The 18,576-nt window shown below is 34.7% G+C and carries 19 protein-coding genes; 11 read left to right on the top strand and 8 right to left on the bottom strand.

Going from position 1 to position 18,576, the window contains the following annotated elements:
- Positions 1-2 precede the first annotated feature (2 nt).
- Positions 3-527 carry a type VI secretion system transmembrane protein TssO gene (locus GTR01_RS18905; RefSeq protein WP_160139314.1) on the bottom strand — a complete coding sequence of 175 codons (525 nt, stop codon included), beginning with the start codon at positions 525-527 and terminating at the stop codon, positions 3-5.
- An 11-nt stretch (positions 528-538) separates the two neighbouring features.
- The gene (gene tssO / locus GTR01_RS18900) at positions 539-1,048 is read right to left on the bottom strand and encodes a type VI secretion system TssO (RefSeq protein ID WP_228452288.1); all 510 of its coding nucleotides are present in this window, start codon (positions 1,046-1,048) and stop codon (positions 539-541) included.
- Between the two features lie 204 nt (positions 1,049-1,252).
- Here tssO and GTR01_RS18895 point away from each other — a divergent pair, with 204 nt between their 5' ends.
- From GTR01_RS18895 to GTR01_RS18865, 7 genes are all read left to right on the top strand, one after another.
- Positions 1,253-1,924: a response regulator transcription factor gene (locus GTR01_RS18895; protein WP_160139312.1), complete on the top strand. Its 672-nt coding sequence runs from the start codon at positions 1,253-1,255 to the stop codon at positions 1,922-1,924.
- A 259-nt stretch (positions 1,925-2,183) separates the two neighbouring features.
- Complete coding sequence (locus GTR01_RS18890; RefSeq protein ID WP_002984212.1) at positions 2,184-2,474, top strand: HU family DNA-binding protein; 291 nt, start codon at positions 2,184-2,186, stop codon at positions 2,472-2,474.
- A gap of 368 nt (positions 2,475-2,842) precedes the next feature.
- Complete coding sequence (locus GTR01_RS18885) at positions 2,843-4,405, top strand: ribonuclease E/G (protein WP_160139311.1); 1,563 nt, start codon at positions 2,843-2,845, stop codon at positions 4,403-4,405.
- Positions 4,406-4,706: 301 nt separating this feature from the next.
- Positions 4,707-6,134, top strand: coding sequence for a T9SS type A sorting domain-containing protein (locus GTR01_RS18880; protein WP_160139310.1), 1,428 nt, complete (start codon positions 4,707-4,709; stop codon positions 6,132-6,134).
- Between the two features lie 32 nt (positions 6,135-6,166).
- A complete protein-coding gene (locus GTR01_RS18875; protein ID WP_160139309.1) occupies positions 6,167-7,561 on the top strand; it encodes a T9SS type A sorting domain-containing protein in 1,395 nt (464 codons plus the stop codon).
- Positions 7,562-7,819: 258 nt separating this feature from the next.
- The gene (locus GTR01_RS18870; RefSeq protein WP_160139308.1) at positions 7,820-8,287 is read left to right on the top strand and encodes an OsmC family protein; all 468 of its coding nucleotides are present in this window, start codon (positions 7,820-7,822) and stop codon (positions 8,285-8,287) included.
- A gap of 231 nt (positions 8,288-8,518) precedes the next feature.
- The gene (locus GTR01_RS18865) at positions 8,519-9,166 is read left to right on the top strand and encodes a response regulator transcription factor (RefSeq protein WP_160139307.1); all 648 of its coding nucleotides are present in this window, start codon (positions 8,519-8,521) and stop codon (positions 9,164-9,166) included.
- A 167-nt stretch (positions 9,167-9,333) separates the two neighbouring features.
- On the opposite strand, the gene GTR01_RS18860 is transcribed toward GTR01_RS18865, so the two are convergent.
- From GTR01_RS18860 to GTR01_RS18835, 6 genes are all read right to left on the bottom strand, one after another.
- Entirely contained in the window at positions 9,334-10,845 is a 1,512-nt protein-coding gene (locus GTR01_RS18860; protein WP_160139306.1) for a carboxypeptidase-like regulatory domain-containing protein, read from the bottom strand.
- Positions 10,846-10,856: 11 nt separating this feature from the next.
- The gene (locus GTR01_RS18855) at positions 10,857-12,221 is read right to left on the bottom strand and encodes a CsgG/HfaB family protein (RefSeq protein ID WP_160139305.1); all 1,365 of its coding nucleotides are present in this window, start codon (positions 12,219-12,221) and stop codon (positions 10,857-10,859) included.
- Between the two features lie 26 nt (positions 12,222-12,247).
- A complete protein-coding gene (locus GTR01_RS18850) occupies positions 12,248-12,658 on the bottom strand; it encodes a curli production assembly/transport component CsgF (protein ID WP_160139304.1) in 411 nt (136 codons plus the stop codon).
- A gap of 11 nt (positions 12,659-12,669) precedes the next feature.
- The gene (gene csgH, locus GTR01_RS18845) at positions 12,670-13,404 is read right to left on the bottom strand and encodes a curli-like amyloid fiber formation chaperone CsgH (protein ID WP_228452287.1); all 735 of its coding nucleotides are present in this window, start codon (positions 13,402-13,404) and stop codon (positions 12,670-12,672) included.
- A gap of 7 nt (positions 13,405-13,411) precedes the next feature.
- Positions 13,412-13,774 carry a hypothetical protein gene (locus GTR01_RS18840; RefSeq protein WP_160139303.1) on the bottom strand — a complete coding sequence of 121 codons (363 nt, stop codon included), beginning with the start codon at positions 13,772-13,774 and terminating at the stop codon, positions 13,412-13,414.
- A gap of 210 nt (positions 13,775-13,984) precedes the next feature.
- A complete protein-coding gene (locus tag GTR01_RS18835) occupies positions 13,985-14,803 on the bottom strand; it encodes a hypothetical protein (RefSeq protein WP_160139302.1) in 819 nt (272 codons plus the stop codon).
- A gap of 402 nt (positions 14,804-15,205) precedes the next feature.
- On the opposite strand from GTR01_RS18835, the gene GTR01_RS18830 reads away from it, so the two are divergent.
- From GTR01_RS18830 to GTR01_RS18815, 4 genes are read left to right on the top strand one after another with little or no spacing between them, the layout of a single operon-like run.
- Positions 15,206-15,835, top strand: coding sequence for an NUDIX hydrolase (locus tag GTR01_RS18830; RefSeq protein ID WP_160139301.1), 630 nt, complete (start codon positions 15,206-15,208; stop codon positions 15,833-15,835).
- Positions 15,836-15,862: 27 nt separating this feature from the next.
- Positions 15,863-16,669 (top strand): lysophospholipid acyltransferase family protein, encoded by an 807-nt coding sequence (locus tag GTR01_RS18825; protein WP_068939518.1) that lies wholly within the window; start codon positions 15,863-15,865, stop codon positions 16,667-16,669.
- 15 nt (positions 16,670-16,684) lie between these two features.
- Positions 16,685-17,122, top strand: a complete 438-nt coding sequence (locus GTR01_RS18820) for a hypothetical protein (RefSeq protein WP_160139300.1) — start codon at positions 16,685-16,687, stop codon at positions 17,120-17,122.
- Positions 17,123-17,128: 6 nt separating this feature from the next.
- Positions 17,129-18,466 (top strand): UDP-N-acetylmuramate--L-alanine ligase, encoded by a 1,338-nt coding sequence (locus GTR01_RS18815; RefSeq protein ID WP_160139299.1) that lies wholly within the window; start codon positions 17,129-17,131, stop codon positions 18,464-18,466.
- Positions 18,467-18,576: the final 110 nt, after the last annotated feature.

Raw genomic sequence — 18,576 nt, 5'->3', positions numbered from 1 at the left:
GTTTACTGAGTACGAGCATTCATTTCATTTTTACGCAGATAAATCTTTTCCTGTTTATCTTTAAATCCTATTCTACATTCCTCCACTTGCTTTTCAAACCGCTTGATGTCTTCTGAAGTAGTGGAAATCACCTTTTTATCTTCATAGTACATCTTATAAAATTTAGCAATCTGCGGATAAGCATCTTTTCGGGTATCAACAATATCGTGGCCTTTAAAATAGCCATTCAGGTCATTTACCCCTACAAAGATATTATTTTCTACAAAAGGCTGTGGGGTCTCGTCAGTAAGTTTGGTAATCATGGTGTAGGTACTGTCCATGATGGGGATAATAATTTTTTGGTGTTGTTCAAACTCGGCTTTCTGCTCAAGATTCTGAATACCTCTCACATCTTCATCCGAAAACGGGGATTCAAATCCTTTTAAAAAGAGAACCCCAAGAAATATCATTGCCGTTACAAGCATCAGTATTAAATAAAAAAACTGATAATGCCTTTCCTTCTTAGATAGTGTAATTTGTCCTTGCATATCTTTATCTTTTATCTTTTTCTACCTCCTGTAAAATTTCGAGTAGGGTCTTTTCTAAGCTCATTATTGGCTCTGTTTACTTTACCCATACATTCATCCAGATCTCTGAGAACTGTTTTCTTTTTGAATTCTACGCCTATGATTTTGGTCTTTAAATTAATCATTGGCCCTATCTGTTTCATTAATGTAGCGTAGTGTTTAAAGCTTCCGGTACTGTCTTTTCCCATGATACTTTTCACATTTCTTACGTTGTCCATAATGTTTGTTCTAAGAAAAACATCATTTTGCACCTTGTTCATATCAAGCTGGGTCATTCGTTCGTAAATATCATCCACATTAATCTTCAATAGATCACTTCGGCGCATTAATTCCTTGTAAGCTTCTGCTTCTCGACTTATCCCTTCACGCTGTATATCATAGCTCTTAAAGAAGAGATAGAGGCAGCTAAAGGATACCATAGACAAAACAACAAATGAAAGGATAAACTTCCAAATGCCCATTCTGACGTCAGATTTGTTCAATTTTTTTTCCCTGTTAGAAGACATATATTTGCGATTTGTTTGGCCTGTGAAAGTATAAAAAAAATTTTTTATGCACAATACGTATTTTCCCCGCGGCGGTTTCGTAAAATCCCGGTTTAAATTAATATTAATTTTAACTTTCATAAGTTTTTCATAAATTAGGCCTCTGAATTTTAAATATCATTCGCCAAATCGATATTAAGAATGAGTAAAATATTATCTAATACCGTGCGTTTCTCCATAGCTGACAGCGATTTTTATTTTAAAAAAATAATGATCAAAACTTTGATGGAAAACCCTTTCTATATGCTTTTGAACGATTGTAACAATGGCCACGAACTCGTGAACAGAATCTACAGAAGACAGGAGGATGTATTCATCATTGAACTGTTTATGCCGGTATTAAGCGGTATTGAAGCAATTAAATATATAAGGAAGAACAACGCAGAAACCCCTATCATCACCTATTCCGGGACTTACCAGGAAGATATGGCTGAGATTTTATCGAGAATTCCTAATATATATTACTGCCAGAAGAACAGTACCATTATTAAGGACATTATTAAAGGAAGTATAGCTTCTGACGAGTTTGACTATGAAGCCTATTCAAAGGAATGGGAGCAACAGCCACTTGCCGTACAGGAATATATGGACAGGCAAAAGAAAGGACAGGAAGAGCTTTCTCCGGCTGAAATACAACTGATGAGATTCTGCTATGAAGGCTTCAGTAATAAAGAAATTGCAGAAAAACTGAACCTGAGTACTAGAACGATTGACACTTACATCAACCGCCTAACGGAAAAATTAGGACTGAAAACAAAACTTCATCTGATCCGTTTTTGTGTGGAAAATGGGTACTACAACTCCAGTATGTAGTGATTATGAGATACGAAATGTAAGAGTATGACCTCTGATAAGTCTACTATTACAGCTTCTATTTTTTTATCATTTTGGGTGTTTTTTCATTATTAAATTACAATATTATTTTATTGTTAAATTACCAATAACCTGTGTTAATATAGCATATACATTAAAAGCTCAACTCATTGAACAAAAATATTTTGCCACTAATTTGCTAGTATTCAATTTTTTTAACTAAATTTGCACACCTAAAATTTAAAATTAAAATAAGGAAATGACAAAGGCAGAATTGGTAAACACCATCTCAAATAAGTTGGGAACAGAAAAGAATGAAACACAGAAAGTTGTAGAAGCTTTTATGCAGGAGATCAGAACTTCTATGTATAATGGGGATAACGTTTATCTGAGAGGTTTTGGATCTTTTATCATTAAAACAAGAGCTGCTAAAACAGGAAGAAATATTTCTAAAAACACTGCGATTGAGATTCCTGCTCATAACATTCCTGCTTTCAAACCATCAAAATCTTTTGTTGAGAAAGTAAAAACGAAAGTTGCAGTAAAATAAGAACATTAACTGAATATTAACTAGTTACTAAAAAATTAAAATTATGCCAAGCGGAAAGAAAAGAAAAAGACACAAGGTTGCGACTCACAAAAGAAAGAAAAGAAGAAGAGCAAACAGACATAAGAAAAAATAATCTCTTTTTCTCGAGATTTACAATATAATAATATAGTTGGTGGTTTTAAATTTTTAAGGTTCACCGACTATATTTTTGTTTGCAACTATAAGATTCCGCGGAAAACGGATGGTTTCAAATATTATTTTAACAAAAATATAAAGGCTTTCATTCTAAATCCTTATATTTAATAGATGAATTAATCGAGAACAATACCAATTTCCTAAAATCTTAACAATTTTTATCTGATAACAAAATGAAGAAAGAACTAATAGTTTCGCATGAAGATGATCTTACAAAGATTGCACTGCTGGAAGACGGAAGACTATGTGAACTTCATGAGCAAGAGGACAAAAGCGATTTTATAGTTGGAGATCTGTTTATAGGAAAAGTAAAAAAACTGGCACCCAATCTGAATGCCGCATTCGTAAATATCGGATATGACAAGGATGCATTCCTGCATTACCAGGATCTGGGACCACAATATCTTACCTACAGAAAGTTTTTAAAAGATACGATCTCTAAGAAACAAAACACTTCAAGCTTAAAAAATTTCGAGATACAACCCGAAATAGATAAAAACGGAACGGTAGACAAAGTCATTGCAAAGGATGATCTTGTTCTTTTACAGATCACCAAGGAGCCTATTTCTACAAAAGGGCCCAGAATTTCTACCCAAGTTTCATTGACAGGACGTTTTTTGGTTTTAATTCCATTCGACAATAAGGTTTCCATTTCCAAAAAAATCAAAAGTTTTGAGGAAAAAGAAAGACTAAGAACTCTGATTGACAGCATCAAACCTGAAGGTTTTGGAGTCATCATCAGAACTGTTGCCGAGGGAAAAAAGGTAGCTGACCTTCATAATGATATGAATCAGCTGATTCAAAAATGGGAAACCACCTTTAAAAATATCCAACGAAACAAAGTTCCATCTAAAGTTTTAAGCGAAGAAGACAAAGCTTCAGCTATTTTAAGAGACAATTTTAACCAGGACTTCGTGAATATCATCTGCGATGATGAGCAAATGGTGAACGAAATGACCAATTACGTTGAAGTAATTGCCCCTGAAAAGAAAAATATTGTCCAGTTTTATGATTCTCATATTCCACTTCTGGAATATTACAATGTTGAAAAACAGCTTAAACAGAGCTTCGGAAAGCATGTAAACATACCAAGCTCCAAAGGCGCTTATCTTGTTATTGAACATACAGAAGCCCTGCACGTCGTAGACGTTAACTCCGGAAATAATATTACTACCGGAACTGCTGTCAATAAAGAACATGCTCTTAAAGTAAACAAAATGGCAGCCACTGAGATTGCCAGACAACTTCGCCTCCGCGATATGGGAGGCATCATTGTGATCGACTTTATCGACATGCCCAACTCAGAGCACAGAAGAGAGCTCTTTGAACATTTAAAAGAGGAAATGAAGCGCGACAAAGCTCGCCACAAAATTCTTCCTCCAAGTAAATTCGGTCTGATTCAGATTACCAGACAAAGAAACCGTCCGGAAAAACAGATCGAAACCAAAGAAGAAAACCCGAACAAAGACGGAGAAATTGTAGCTCCTATTGTCATCGTGGAAAGAATGGGAGAAACGCTAAGAAATATCCTACAGAAAGAGAAAGGAAAAGTCTACCTGCATGTACATCCATTCGTAGAAGCTTATTTAACAAAAGGCTTCCTTAAAAGTATCCAGATGAAATGGTTCATGAAGTATAAAAAATGGGTAACCATTGTACCAAGGGATTCTTTTAAATATTTAGAATACAGAATTTACAATTCCAAAAAGGAAGAATTGATAGAATTCTCTAATTAAGACAAAATTTAAAACCTTCAGTTTTTACTGAAGGTTTTTTTATTATATTTGTGAAAACACATCAAAATAAAATACAAATGAAAAAAAACACCCTCGATGGTTCCTTTTATTTGGAATATCCTACCCTATTTCTTACTTATTTACATCAATAACCTCCTTTTAAACCACTCAAAAATTTTCATAAGTAATATGATTACGGTTTAAAAAACTTCTGTTTTTCAAGCACATTTAAGGCTTTACTCCCTAAAAGACTGCTCTGAAAAACAATAATACCATTGAAAACTTTTAAAAATTAAATACAATGATTAAACATTTATTATTACCATGCATTTTGATGATTCAAAGTGTATCTGCACAGATCACTTCTTATGATACCAGCTTTGCATCCAATGGAAAATACACTATTACAGGCTCCAATACTAGCTATAACACCAAAATAGTTCAAAATCCCGACAAGAGCCTCTATTTTACTTATGCCAAAAACAATTCATCTTCAAACAACGCTGAATGCGTTATTTCAAAACTTAATGCTAATGGAACTGTAGATTCTTCTTTTGGAAATAATGGAGAAACGATCATCAGTAATTATTATACTGCTGTAGACAGTCAGCTTACCCGCCAATCTGATGGTAAACTTTTGATATTTGGCTTTAATACGGATGGTGCCGTTATTACCAGAATCACCTCCAATGGACAGCTTGATCCTACATTTGGCAGTAATGGTTCTTCAAAAATTTCAAATATTTTCACTGATTTCAACGGTACAGGCTATGGTTTATACCTTCAGGATAATAAAATTATCATCTATGGAATGTCAACTGAAGGGCCATCTAATTTTTATAAAAGTATTTACAGACTCAACAATGACGGAAGCATAGATAATACTTTCGGGTACAATGGTTCTATAAAGACCATGGGGAACTTTGTATTTTTAGACAATCAATCCAATATTGTGAGTCTTATCACCAATTACTCCAACACAAACTCCAACACAACCTACCCTAATGGAGGTATGGAAAAATATAACAGTAACGGACAACCTTTGACAAGCTTCGGAAACAATGGAGCTCTTGTTTTCACGAATAGTCCCGGAACAGTAGGAACAGCCTTTATGGATAGTAATAATTATATTGTATGTGCCAATGTCCTTAACAATGAAATTTTTAGAATAACCCCTAATGGAATCCGCGATAATACTTTTGCATTTGACAATACTGCGGCCCCATTTAATGATGGTATTCTCTCCTCTTTTATTACTGAAAAGAACGGAAGCTATTATATATCCTGGATAACAGGCCCAAGTGGAGAAACTTTTTTAATATCCAAGCTTACTTCAACAGGAGCCGTGGACCCTACTTTTAATTATTATTCAGAAAATGCAGTGGGTTCTTTATTTATTACAGACATGATTATCAACGAAGCAAGCCTTTTGGCAATAAGAGAAAAGCAAATTTTAAAATTTCTATTAAATAACTCCACTTTGGCCACTGCAGATTTTTCTAAAGCCAGCAAAACTGCCATTTCGTTTGAAAATCCAATTAAGCAAGATTTAATTTACCATACAAAGGAAACTGTACAATCTATAGAAATATACTCTTCAACCGGAAAGCTTATCAAAACGGTAAAAAACAGCCACTCGGATCTCTCTGAGCTTCCAAGTGGAATTTATATGCTAAAGATCAGATTTACCAATGGAAATGAAACAAGTAAAAAGCTGATAAAGAAATAAGAAAGGTATTATTAGACTTTTAAAAAAAACAAATGACAAAAAATATATTTATCGCACTACTCTTTGTAGTACAAACAGCTTTTGCACAAATCATTTCCAAAGATCCGAATTTTGCGACCAATGGAATATATACTATGCCCGGAAATCACACTTGGTCAATGGTTCAAAATCCCAATGGTGAAATTTACTTTACTCATAATACAAATACATATCCTGGTCTGAATGTTACCGAATCTTATGTAAAAAAGCTTACAGCCAATGGGATACCAGATACAACTTTTGGAGTTAACGGAAGCTTACAATTACCTCACAACAGTTACCTAAATGAAGCTAAAATACAATCAGATGGGAAATTAATCGTTTTTGGTTTTATCAATACAGAATCATTGGCAATATCCAGAATGCATCCAAACGGTCAACCAGATCCTACTTTTGGAACCAATGGTACTGTAGTAGTTCCCAACTTAGTTCCTGATCAGAATTACGCTTCGTATGGAATCCTTATACAAAATGATAAAATACTTGTTCATGCGATCAAATACATTCCAAACATTCAGAATCGGCATGTCATTTTCAGACTTAATTCTGACGGAAGCCTGGATCACACTTTTGGTGACAATGGTTATACGGCTACACAAGGAACTCCTCCCGGCAGGACATTTGTAAGAATGGATTATCAATCTAATATTATTTGCTTTAGCAGTAATGGTGGATTTATTCAAAAATTTAACTCAAATGGGCAGCCTCTAACGAATTTCGGAAATAATGGTATGGTATCCTTAGTAGATACCAATGGCTCTGGCTATGGAAGCACTAATGCCGTACTTGTGGATACTAACAATAAAATCCTTTTCTCATTAGCTTCAGAGGATAAATTATTAAGAATTAACCCAGATGGCACTCTTGACACTACATTTAATTACAGTTCAAATACAGATTCCGGGCTGAATGGAGGCTCATGGGTTCAAAGTATTGTTGAAAAAGGAGGTTCCTACTATATTGGAGGTGCAGGCAATTCCAATAATTTAATTTCTAAGCTTACTCAAAACGGCTCAATAGATCCTCTTTTTGGCAATTATTTGCAAACAGATTCTGACGTGGAAGAAATGATCATCAACAATAGCCATATTATAATAAGAGGAAATGGTCATATTGCAAAATACTTGCTTAGCAGTGGTACTTTATCAACTGTAGATATAAAAAAAGAAGACCAAAGTATTTATTTTGAAAATCCTGTCCAACAAAAGCTTGTTTATCAATCAAAGGAAAAAGTGAGCAAAATTGAAATCTATTCTCCGAATGGAAAGGTTGTAAAAATCATAAAAGATTCAAATACTGCTGTTCCAGAATTGCTTAAAGGAGCTTATATAGCTAAAGTTACTTTTGAAAACGGAAGCAATACTGTAAAAAAACTTATTAAGAATTAATTCAATACATACCTCTGGTTTTTACCGGAGGTTTTTTATTATCTTAGCCTAATGAGTAAAGACATGCTATACCTTTTAAGTTTTGGCTAAAGCCATTGGATTTATTTTATATATTTTAAGGTGAGCTAAAGCCCACCTCTATTGATGTTGATATCCTCATGCTCAATAGAGGTTTAATGATAAGATCTTTTATCTTTTATCTTTTATCTTTTATCTTTTATCTTTTATCTTTTATCTTTTATCTTTTATCTTTTAATTATGAAAAACCACCACTACAAAACCACTATTCAATGGACAGGAAACAAAGGAACCGGAACCAGTGGCTATAGAGATTATGAAAGAAGCCACACTATTTCGGTAGAAAATAAAACTATTATTGAAGGTTCATCTGATCCGGCATTCCGGGGAGATAAAACCAAGCACAACCCTGAAGATATGTTTCTTTCTTCTCTTTCGTCTTGTCACATGCTTTGGTATCTTCATTTTTGTTCTGAAGCAGGGATTATTATAGTAGAATATATTGATGAAGCTACCGGGATTATGACGGAAACAACTACTGGAAGCGGTCATTTTACAGAAGTTACCCTACATCCTACCGTTACAGTTGCTGAGGAATCAATGATTGAAAAGGCAAAACAACTTCATCATAAGGCTAATGAATATTGTTTTATTGCCAACTCTGTTAATTTCCCTGTAAAACATATCCCTACTGTGTTAATTAAATAATAAAAAAATATTTTTTTCAATCCTTCTAAAACATCAATAAAACTCGCAATCCAGCAACAATAACTCTAAAATAACAAGTCAAAATTCAAACAAAAGAGATTTATTTATCAAATAATCAATAAAAATAATATTTTATTACATAATAATCATAATTAAAGTTAAAATATTCATCATTTTTGTTTAAAACATGAAGTTTTTTTCATACATTTATACAAACAAAAACTAACTATGATGAAACCAAGATTAACTATTTTTGATGAACCGATGTTATATACAGAAGGCTTATCAAAATTACTGATGCAGAGCAAAATTTTTAATACAATAGACATCTGTAATTCCTTAGAAACTCTCTCTAAACATTTAAAAGATGCCCCCCCTGAAATTCTCGTCATGAGTTCCAATATGCTCATGCTTACTGAACTGAGCAAATCTGTAGAAAACATTATCTCGGAGCACAGCAATATCAAAATCATCATCATTGGCAACTGCTATGATGTAATTGATATTCGGAAGCTATTCAACAAAGGCATCAAAAGCTATCTTGATAAGACTTGCAGGTACGAGGAATTTCTAAAATCCATCAATGCATTATTATTGAATGAAATTTATATTTGTGATCATGCAAAAGAAAGGATGATAAGCTTCATCAGCAGTGAACAAGGAAAACAAAATCTTCATATCAGAGATCCCCTTACCCGCCGCGAAATGGAAATTCTAAAACATATATGCGATGGATTCAGCAGCAAAGATATTTCTGAAAAACTATTTATCAGCATCAATACGGTAGAAACACACAGAAAAAGAATTCTTTTGAAACTCAATGTAAAAAACATAGCAGGTGTTGTAAAATATGCGATTGAAAACCATATCATCGACTGAGATAGAAGCCATCAAATAATAAAAATTCCGGATCATATAACCCGGAATTTTTTGTACCTATTCATTAAACTTAGAATGATAATGAGACAAGAGATATAAAGATTTCTGACCAAAGATAAAAGGTCAGAATCTTTATACCTTAAAACTTACATTTTCTTTGTTTTTCTTTACTCATAATCTGGCATTTCAGCATTACTGAAAAGCGCAGCCCGTGAAAGGTCAGTAAGGTTACTATTCAAGTCTATAACCATTACATTTCTTTGAGAAATATTATCATTAGAGGTATTCATAAAGATAACCTGTGCATTATTAGGCGAAAATCTCGGATCCAGATCATTGGTTCCCATTGCTTTTTCGCTTGCTGAAGAAATATCACTTACAGTATTATCTGTAAGATTATAAATAAATATATGGGAATCCAGCTGGCGATAATTTCCGCTTCCATCCTGATACTCTGATACATCATGAGTAAACAAAAGAAGTTGTCCGTCTACTGAAAAATTAAGACCTCCACTCGCGCCTGCAGACCCAGATAATATCGTCTTCAGAATATTCCCCATCATATCTATGACATAAATTTTTGTATTATAACCGTTATAATCATTGGTTTTGATGGCAATTTTACTTCCATCATAGCTCCAGTCACATTCTGATATCATACTGCCATCCGGAGTTGTATACACCAGAGATAGTCCACTGCCATCTTTATTAATCCTATATAGTTTGTTAAAATTTGAATAAATTAATTCCTTACCATTGGTACTCCAGGCAAAATCCATTTCATAATTATTGAAACCTGCTACCGATACGGTGGTGACTTTAAAAGGATTAGAACCATCAGGATTTGCTGTATAAAGATGTGTACTTCCGCCTTCTGTCCGAAGAAATGCAATAAGCCCTGCATTATTATTCATCCTTGGTCTCCAGCTATTATAAGAAGAATCGGTAAACTGAAAACTATTTCCTTGTGCATCGCTTGACATGATCACAAAATTACCATTCAGCTTTCTTACATAATGATACCTGTTGGATGGAACCGTATTGGTCGTAAATTTACTGATCAGACTTAAAACTGGCTGGTGAATGCCGTCCGAAACAGACACCTGCCAGAAGTAACTTACACCAAACTTCAGATTTGAAAGCGTATAGTGATTAGCTGTCAAATCATTAACCTGAATCACATTAGTGTCAAGATTATTTTTAATTGTTAAACTATATTTTAAGACATCTGCTGTATCCGGATCAGTTGCACTCCAGGTCAGTTCAACACTTAACGGTTGATTAACTGCGTTATCTATCGGACTTAAAAGCTGCGGTGTCGTAGGCGGAGAGTTCAGAGAGGTATCATCACTCATTTCAAATACGACTGTTACCAGCTGATTTTGACTCTGCATGTTGACAGACTGAAAGCTTGTAATATATCCTGAAAGTTCTGCTTTTACAGAATAATTACCTACCGGCATTGCCGTAATTTCAAAGGAGCCATCCGCACCACTGAAAACCGTTTGGGTTGTAGGGGTTGTAAATATCTTTACATTAGCAAGCGGTACATTGCTTCCTCTTTTTACTACTTTTCCTTTTAAAGTTCCTGTTTGAGCCTGTTCTACAAGGTCTTCATTACATGAAAACAGACAAAAAGTAAGGATGAATATGCTGAGTATTTTGATTAAAGTTTTCATAATTCGTGTTTTTATTTGTTTCCAAGGTAAAAATTGATTCCCAATGCAAAGCGCAACGCCTGATCTTTCCTTTTTCCATTGACAAGCCCTTCCCAATCATCTTTGAATCCAAGATCATATTGAGCAGAAGCTCTCAGTGAAAAATTATGATTAATCATATATTCAAGTCCGCCTCCAACTTGTCCTTTATATTGAGGAGTATATTTAGAATACAAAGCTCCTACTCCGCCATAGATGTATGGACTGAATCTATATTTTGGGAAAAGCAGGTATTCAAGGTTAACTTCAGGGCTGAAGAAATTCCTTTTTATTATATTCTCATTCTCAAGAGTAAAATAGCTTCCATTTACCTCAACATTGAAGTTTGGAGTAAGGAAATATTTGATTCCTACTTTTCCTCCGATATTCATTTTAGGATTTACATAGTCATCTTTTACCTTCTGAGCCTCTACATTCGCAAATACGGAAACTTTTTGTCTATAATTTTCGGGATATCTGTTACCAATTACCCTTCCGTTATTATTCTCCTGTTCTTTACGGTATTCATTGATTAATGCTTGATAGTTTGCCGTGCTATCAATTGCTTTCCCCCATATTTTATCCTGAATACCTTCTACGACAAGTGATTTTACAGCCTTTTCAATAGCTTCGGTTACGGCCAACTGAACGGGTTCGTTTTGGGTAAGGCCTACCTCAGCCTCCAGAAGTCTTTCTGTATCTATATATCTGAAAAAGCTTCCATTAATGCTGGTTGAGAGAATGGTTTTAGAAGTATAAACCGTTTTAAGAATTTCTCCATTGAGGGTAGAAACAGCACGCAGATAAATAGTAATTCTATCTTGTCGGTATTGTGTAGAAGCGCCAATACCGAAGTAACGGGCTCCAAGGCCTCCGGTCAAAATATTGCTGTCGTAAGAAATAACTCCTCCTTCCAGAAGAATTCCGGCGTATAGAAGTGGAGGAAGTGCTTGAGAGGTTTTATCCGCATCTTTTATATATTCCTGACGGGTAGATCGGATAATTTGTCTTTCATTAAGCAGATTAGCTATGTTTTCTCTTTCGATAGGGATAAACCAACGGCTATCTTCAAGTGCTTTAATAAGAATCGTTGTGGTACCCTGAGGAACCGCAGTGCTCCAGTTGTTTCCATTTTCAGAAGGTTTGTACTGGCCAGTCTGATCTCTGAATTTATAAACCCCTATGACTATTTTTTCTTTGGGTAAAGGGAGTTTTTTCAGTTCCTCTGTGGAAGAAGTGATTTCTCCCATTGTTGGCTTTTCAGGATCTGAGGGTAAACCAAAGATCGAACTACAAGCCTGCAAAACACATAGCAGAAAACTACAGAAAAAAATTCTGGTGTAAGTGTAAGTTCTCATGATAAGTTTGTTTTAAAATTTTTATTTTATTTTGGAATGACGATCTCGGACTGATCACCTGTACTAGTATCCAAAATATTAATCAAAAGTCCCTGATTGGTATTAGTAACCTGTAGGTAAAGTGACCCAAAAAGGTAATTACCCGGCTGTATCTTTCCATCACCAAACTGTTGATCAAAGAGTTTTCTTGAAAGCTCACTAAGGATTTGTCTATTTAAACTCTGAGTAAAACTGTCAAGGGAATTTACTTTATCAAGCAGATTGCTGTAATCGTTTTTTTGATCAAACTGATTCTGTGCATTCGCCGAGCTTAAAAGCCATTGGTAATTAAAAGTATCACCTCCAAATGCTGGATTTATAGGCTTATAAACAAGTTGTTGTGATTTTCCTAAGAAAATGCCCGCAACAAAAATTAAAAGAATAATAAAAGTTTTCATAGCAGACGTTTTTAGTAGATAAATTCATTTTTTATAAGATTTTTCTTAGCTGTAAATTCTTTGATATATTTTAAACTAAAAGCCAGCTGTTCTTGTAAATAGTCTTCTCCAGGGTTGGTCATAAAGCTGTAAATGATTTTATCATCAATCTGGATATTGATCTGACCGCTTGTTCCGCGAAGAGGAAGTTCAGAAATAGTAATAGCACTACTGCTCTTGTCCGGAAGCTGACTGTATTGAATATAAAACATATCATAAAAGTCTTTCCCTACTTTGGTTTTAGTCTCGTCTATAGTAAGCCCCCTTAGCTCATAAACAGCATCGTCTTCTATTTTGGCAGTTTTCTTTTTAAAAAGATCACTATTCAATTCAAGACTGTCTTTAGCCACTAGAACTTTAGATTGCTCGTCTCGTACGTAAAGGAAAGCCTTTAAGGCATCTTGGGTTTCAAGATTTACACTGATTTCGGATAGCACCTTCACTTCATTCGGATTGATAGAAAACTTACCACTTTGCTGATTATTGGATAGATTTCCACCGCTTCCTTTTTTTATCGATATCAAAAGATAATTCAACTCTTTGTAAACAGCTGTATTATTCACAATAACCGCCTTCATTTTAATCTGATTTTCCAGCATACTGCTTTCAATTCTTGCGGTTACTTTTTTATCCTCCTGCCCATAACCCAATATCGACAGGAAGACAAAAAAAGTGACTAAACTCAGGATAGATAAGGATTTCATCATTTATGATTTAATAATTTCTCATGAAAATGGTCTTATTATCACCTTTCACATTGATCTGAATTCCGTCAGAAATGCTATTACTCCCTATAACATCAATAATATTATTATTTCCTTGGGCTGTAATTGCAGTTTTGGTACTCTTATCTGTAAATGAATTCATAAAATAAAGAGCATTAAAGTCTCCGAGCTGCTTTACCGTAATATATGTTCTGCTGTTAAGTGAAAGTTCTGCATTATTATTATCACCTATTTGAATGATATTGGAATAACCGATATTCTGATCTGTAGATTGTTTGGTGACAAGATTGAGGATTGTATTGCTGTTGACCTTATCCCAATCAATTTCCTGAGCATGCAATGGTATTATCATACAAAAAATTAAAATATTCCATCTCAAGGTAAACATGACATTCGTGTTTAATTTAAATTAAAGATACATTCATCATCAATGGAAAAAATACACCCGGCAGCCATCAATATGGAGTATCAATTCCCGGTATATTTCATCTTTTTAGCAAAAAAGGAGAAACCAACCTGTAGCTTCTCCTTCTACTTTAAAGATTACAGTATCTAAAAGGGCTTAATTTGACTGATTCACAATCATAGAGTTTCCGTTACCAATCTGAGTACCAAGATGAACATGAGCATCACCTGTTTGAGTTACTCCAGTGAAGTTACCATTACCCATCTGAAGATCAATAGCTGTATTAGAATTTCCTAATTGTGCTTGATATAATTGGTTTCCACTTCCTACTTGTACTCCCATACTCGTATTATCGTTACCAACCTGAGCAGCAACAGCAATATTACTACTACCTAATTGTACATTACTGGCACTGTTGTCATTACCATCCTGATATTGAATAAGCAAGTTGTTAGCTCCTATCTGAAGTCCACTGGCTTCGTTTCGTCTTCCTAACTGAACCTGATAAGCGGCATTACCACTTCCTAACTGAACAGCTGAAGCTACGTTTCGTCTTCCATCCTGATATTGAACCACTGAGTTACCTATACCTACTTGCATTGAAGAAGCATCATTTCGTCTTCCGATCTGAGTTTGTTCAGTCGAATTAAACAGACCAAGCTGCCATGTTGAAGCATCATTTCTATTTCCTATTTGGGTTACGGTATTTACGTTTCCAATACCAATTTGATCCACATCAACGGAGTTTCTATTTCCGGTACTTATTGCAGTATTTCTATTAAAAATACCTACCTGATCAATATCTGCCGTATTACGATTACCATTCTGTGTCAAAGAATTAATGTTCACAAGACCTGTTTGGTCTACTGTTGCAACGTTCAAGTTTCCTGTTTGGGTAGTTACATCAATATTAGCTTGAGCAAACCCGAAACTCATGGCGATTAGTGTCAACACACCTGTAAGTAAATTTTTCATTTTAGTAAAAATTAATTGGTTAATAGTGAGACAAAGGTATACGCTATATCAAAGTGAAAAACCACCATCAAAGTGTAAATTTTAAAAGTCACTGTTTACCATTCCTAAAGTCATTGTTTTTGGGATTGATCAGGTCACGGATTTCAGTTACGTAGAAATACGGTATACTGGATGTGAATGATGAATCGTTAATTCGCTTCGCTTGTCAATTTTAGAGAACAAGCATTCACTATTAACATTTAAAGTTCAAGGTTTAAAGTTTGATTAAGGTTGTCCGTTAAAATAATAAACAACAACCATTCACCATTCACTTGCGAAGCAAAATTGACTATTGACGGCTTCTATTGGTTAATTAATGTTAAGTCCTTTATTTCTTCAGGAATATATTGTTAAATTTGAGCTATGGAAAATTTTGGAAAAGATTTATTACGGAAAATAAAAAGCGTAGACCTTCCCGGTGCACCAGCCCATGGAGTATTCTCTCCTCCGTCTCGTCCCGTTTTTACGTACGATGAAGTATTGGCTAAAAACCCCAAGTTTGCAGCTGTCAACATCGTATTGTATCTAAAGGACAACGAATGGTATTTTCCTTTGATTCAAAGAACCATCAATGAACACGACCGACACAGTGGACAGATCTCATTGCCTGGTGGAAAGCGTGAAGAAATGGATCAGGATTTTGCAGAAACTGCCGTTCGTGAAACTTCCGAGGAAATTGGAATAGATAAGCACTATGTGAGAATTATCAGAGAAATGTCTCCTATCTATATTCCACCGAGTAATTTCTATGTCTATCCTTATATTTCATATACTAAAAAGAACCCTCTTTTCGTTCTTCAGCAGAGTGAAGCCGTAGAAACCATTGAATTTCCGATCACTTCTTTTTTAAATCTGTCTGATACCCCTGAAATCATGGCGCTTCCAAGTGCCGGCGGAAATGAGGTTCCGGTTATCAATTTCAACGGATATATTATCTGGGGTGCCACAGCAATGATATTAAGTGAATTCAGCCAGTTGTTGAAAAAAATGTAACTTTGCACTACCGTGTTTAATTGAAAAATGGCGAAAAAAAATATATTCACCGATGCATTCGGAACACCTTATTTTTTAAAAAGGTTTATTATTTTTATTTTAGGAGTTGTATCATACAGAAGATTCAACGGCTTTAATAAGTTAAAAATAACCGGAACAGAACATCTTGTGGATCTTCCGGATTCCAATGTATTGTTTGTGTCTAATCATCAAACTTATTTTGCAGATGTAGCTGCAATGTATCATGCGTTTTGCGCCGTAAATAATGGGTATTTAAATACGATTAAAAACCCGATCTACCTGTTGAATCCAAAGATCGATTTCTACTATGTAGCAGCAGAAGAAACCATGAATAAAGGTATTCTTCCAAAAATTTTCAAAATTGCCGGAGCTGTTACTGTAAAAAGAACCTGGAGAGCAGAAGGAAAGAATGTGAACAGGATGGTGGATATGAGTGAAGTAGACAATATTATGAAAGCTTTGGATAATGGCTGGGTAGCTACATTCCCGCAAGGAACAACATCTGCCTTTGCCCAGGGACGAAGAGGTACTGCTAAACTCGTAAAAAACCAACGTCCTATTGTTATTCCAATCAAAATAAACGGGTTCAGAAGAGCTTTTGATAAAAAAGGACTCCGTGTAAAGGTAACCGGTGTAAAACCTACCATGGAATTTAAGGCTCCTCTGGATATCGATTATGATAATGAAAAAGCACCGGAAATTTTATTGAAGATCATGACTGCCATTGAGCAGACGGAAGACTTCAATCTATTACACAATTATGATGAAGAACTTAAAGCTAAAAAATTAGAACAAAAGGACTCCAATAATTAAAGTAAATTAAAAATTATGAACAGAATAATCGGAATTTTATTCGCTATCATAGTATTAGTTTCGTGCAACAGCCAAAAAGTATATTCTGATTTCGATATCAGTTATTCAAAAAGTGGTGGCTTTGCTCCTGTATATGAAAATCTGCTGATCAAAGGAAATAATGTACATTACTCTTTTGAAGGACAGGGAAAAAAATACAAACAAGATTTTAAAATTTCAAGTGAAGATCTAAAGAAACTGGATCAGGTTCTTTCTCAGAATAATTTCAGGAGAATACAGGAGGATCGTAAAAAATTGTACGATAATATCTCTACTTCGATCAATATTAAAAAAGGACCCAATGAAGGCAGTAAAACAGATGCCAGCCTGATTATTCCCAATTATCAGACAAACTGGAATAACATCCTTGAAGCTTTTCAGCAGATCATTAATACTAATGTTAAAAAACAGTAAATACAATTGAAAACCCACTTCATTGCCGTTGGCGGAAGCGCCATGCACAATCTAGCCATCGCATTAAAAGATAAAGGATATCAGGTTACCGGTTCAGACGATGCTATTTTTGAACCATCTAAATCCAGATTGGAGAAAAAGGGAATATTACCTCAGGAAATGGGTTGGTTCCCGGAAAAAATCACATCAGACATTGATGCTGTTATTCTTGGTATGCATGCTCATCAGGACAATCCTGAATTGGCAAAGGCAAAGGAATTAGGGTTAAAAATATATTCTTATCCCGAGTTCCTATACGAACAGTCTAAAAATAAAACAAGAGTTGTAATTGCCGGTTCTCACGGAAAAACAACCATTACCTCCATGATCCTTCATGTTCTGAATTTCCATCAGAAAGATGTAGACTTTATGGTAGGAGCACAATTGGAAGGTTTCGACTGTATGGTAAAACTGACTCAGGATAATGATTTCATGGTATTGGAAGGTGATGAATACCTTTCCTCTCCTATTGATCTTCGTTCAAAATTTTTATTGTACCAACCGAATATTGCTTTAATGAGTGGTATTGCATGGGATCATATCAATGTTTTCAAAACTTTTGATGACTATATCGATCAATTCAGAAAATTTGTTGCAAGCATTACAGCAGGTGGGGTTTTAGTATACAATGAAGAAGACCCGGAAGTAGTGAAAGTAGTGGAAAACGCAGAAAACTACTTTAGAAAAATCCCTTATAAAACTCCTGATTATGAAATCAGTAACGGAAAAGTATATTTAAAAACCGAAATGGGAGATGTTCCTCTTTCTGTGTTTGGCGCACACAATCTGCTGAATATGGAAGGAGCAAGACATATTTGCCAACAATTGGGAATCATGGATGAGGACTTCTATGAGGCGATTATGAGCTTTAAAGGAGCTTCTAAACGTCTTGAAAAAGTAGAAAGAGAAGACAAAGGAACATTATATAAAGACTTTGCCCATGCACCAAGTAAGGTAAAAGCTGCAGTAAAAGCATTCAAAGAACAGTTCAAAAACGAAAGAAAATATGGTTTCCTTGAACTTCATACCTATTCCAGCTTAAACCCTGCCTTTTTAGAGCAGTATGATCATGCTATGGACGGATTGGATGAAGCTATCGTTTTCTATTCCGAAGATGCTTTAAAGATTAAAAGAATGGAACCTATCTCTCCTGAATTTATTAAAGAAAAATTCAAGAATGATCATCTAAGGGTTTTTACCAATGCTGAAGATCTTCATGCTTACTGGAATACTTTGGATAAAACAGACGGAGTTTACCTCATGATGAGTTCAGGAAATTTTGGCGGATTGGATCTGACAAAATAATTCAATTTGAAGTATAGAAATAAAACCTCCTTTCAGTGATGCTGAAAGGAGGTTTTCATGTTATAGCCATTCCATAATACCATTTGAAAACAAATGAGTAATAAAAAAAG

Origin of the sequence: Chryseobacterium sp. c4a (assembly GCF_009900745.1) — a bacterium.
Taxonomy (GTDB): Bacteria; Bacteroidota; Bacteroidia; order Flavobacteriales; family Weeksellaceae; genus Chryseobacterium.
The sequence above is the reverse complement of the archived record's forward strand: the minus strand, read 5'-3'. Positions and strand labels throughout refer to the sequence as shown.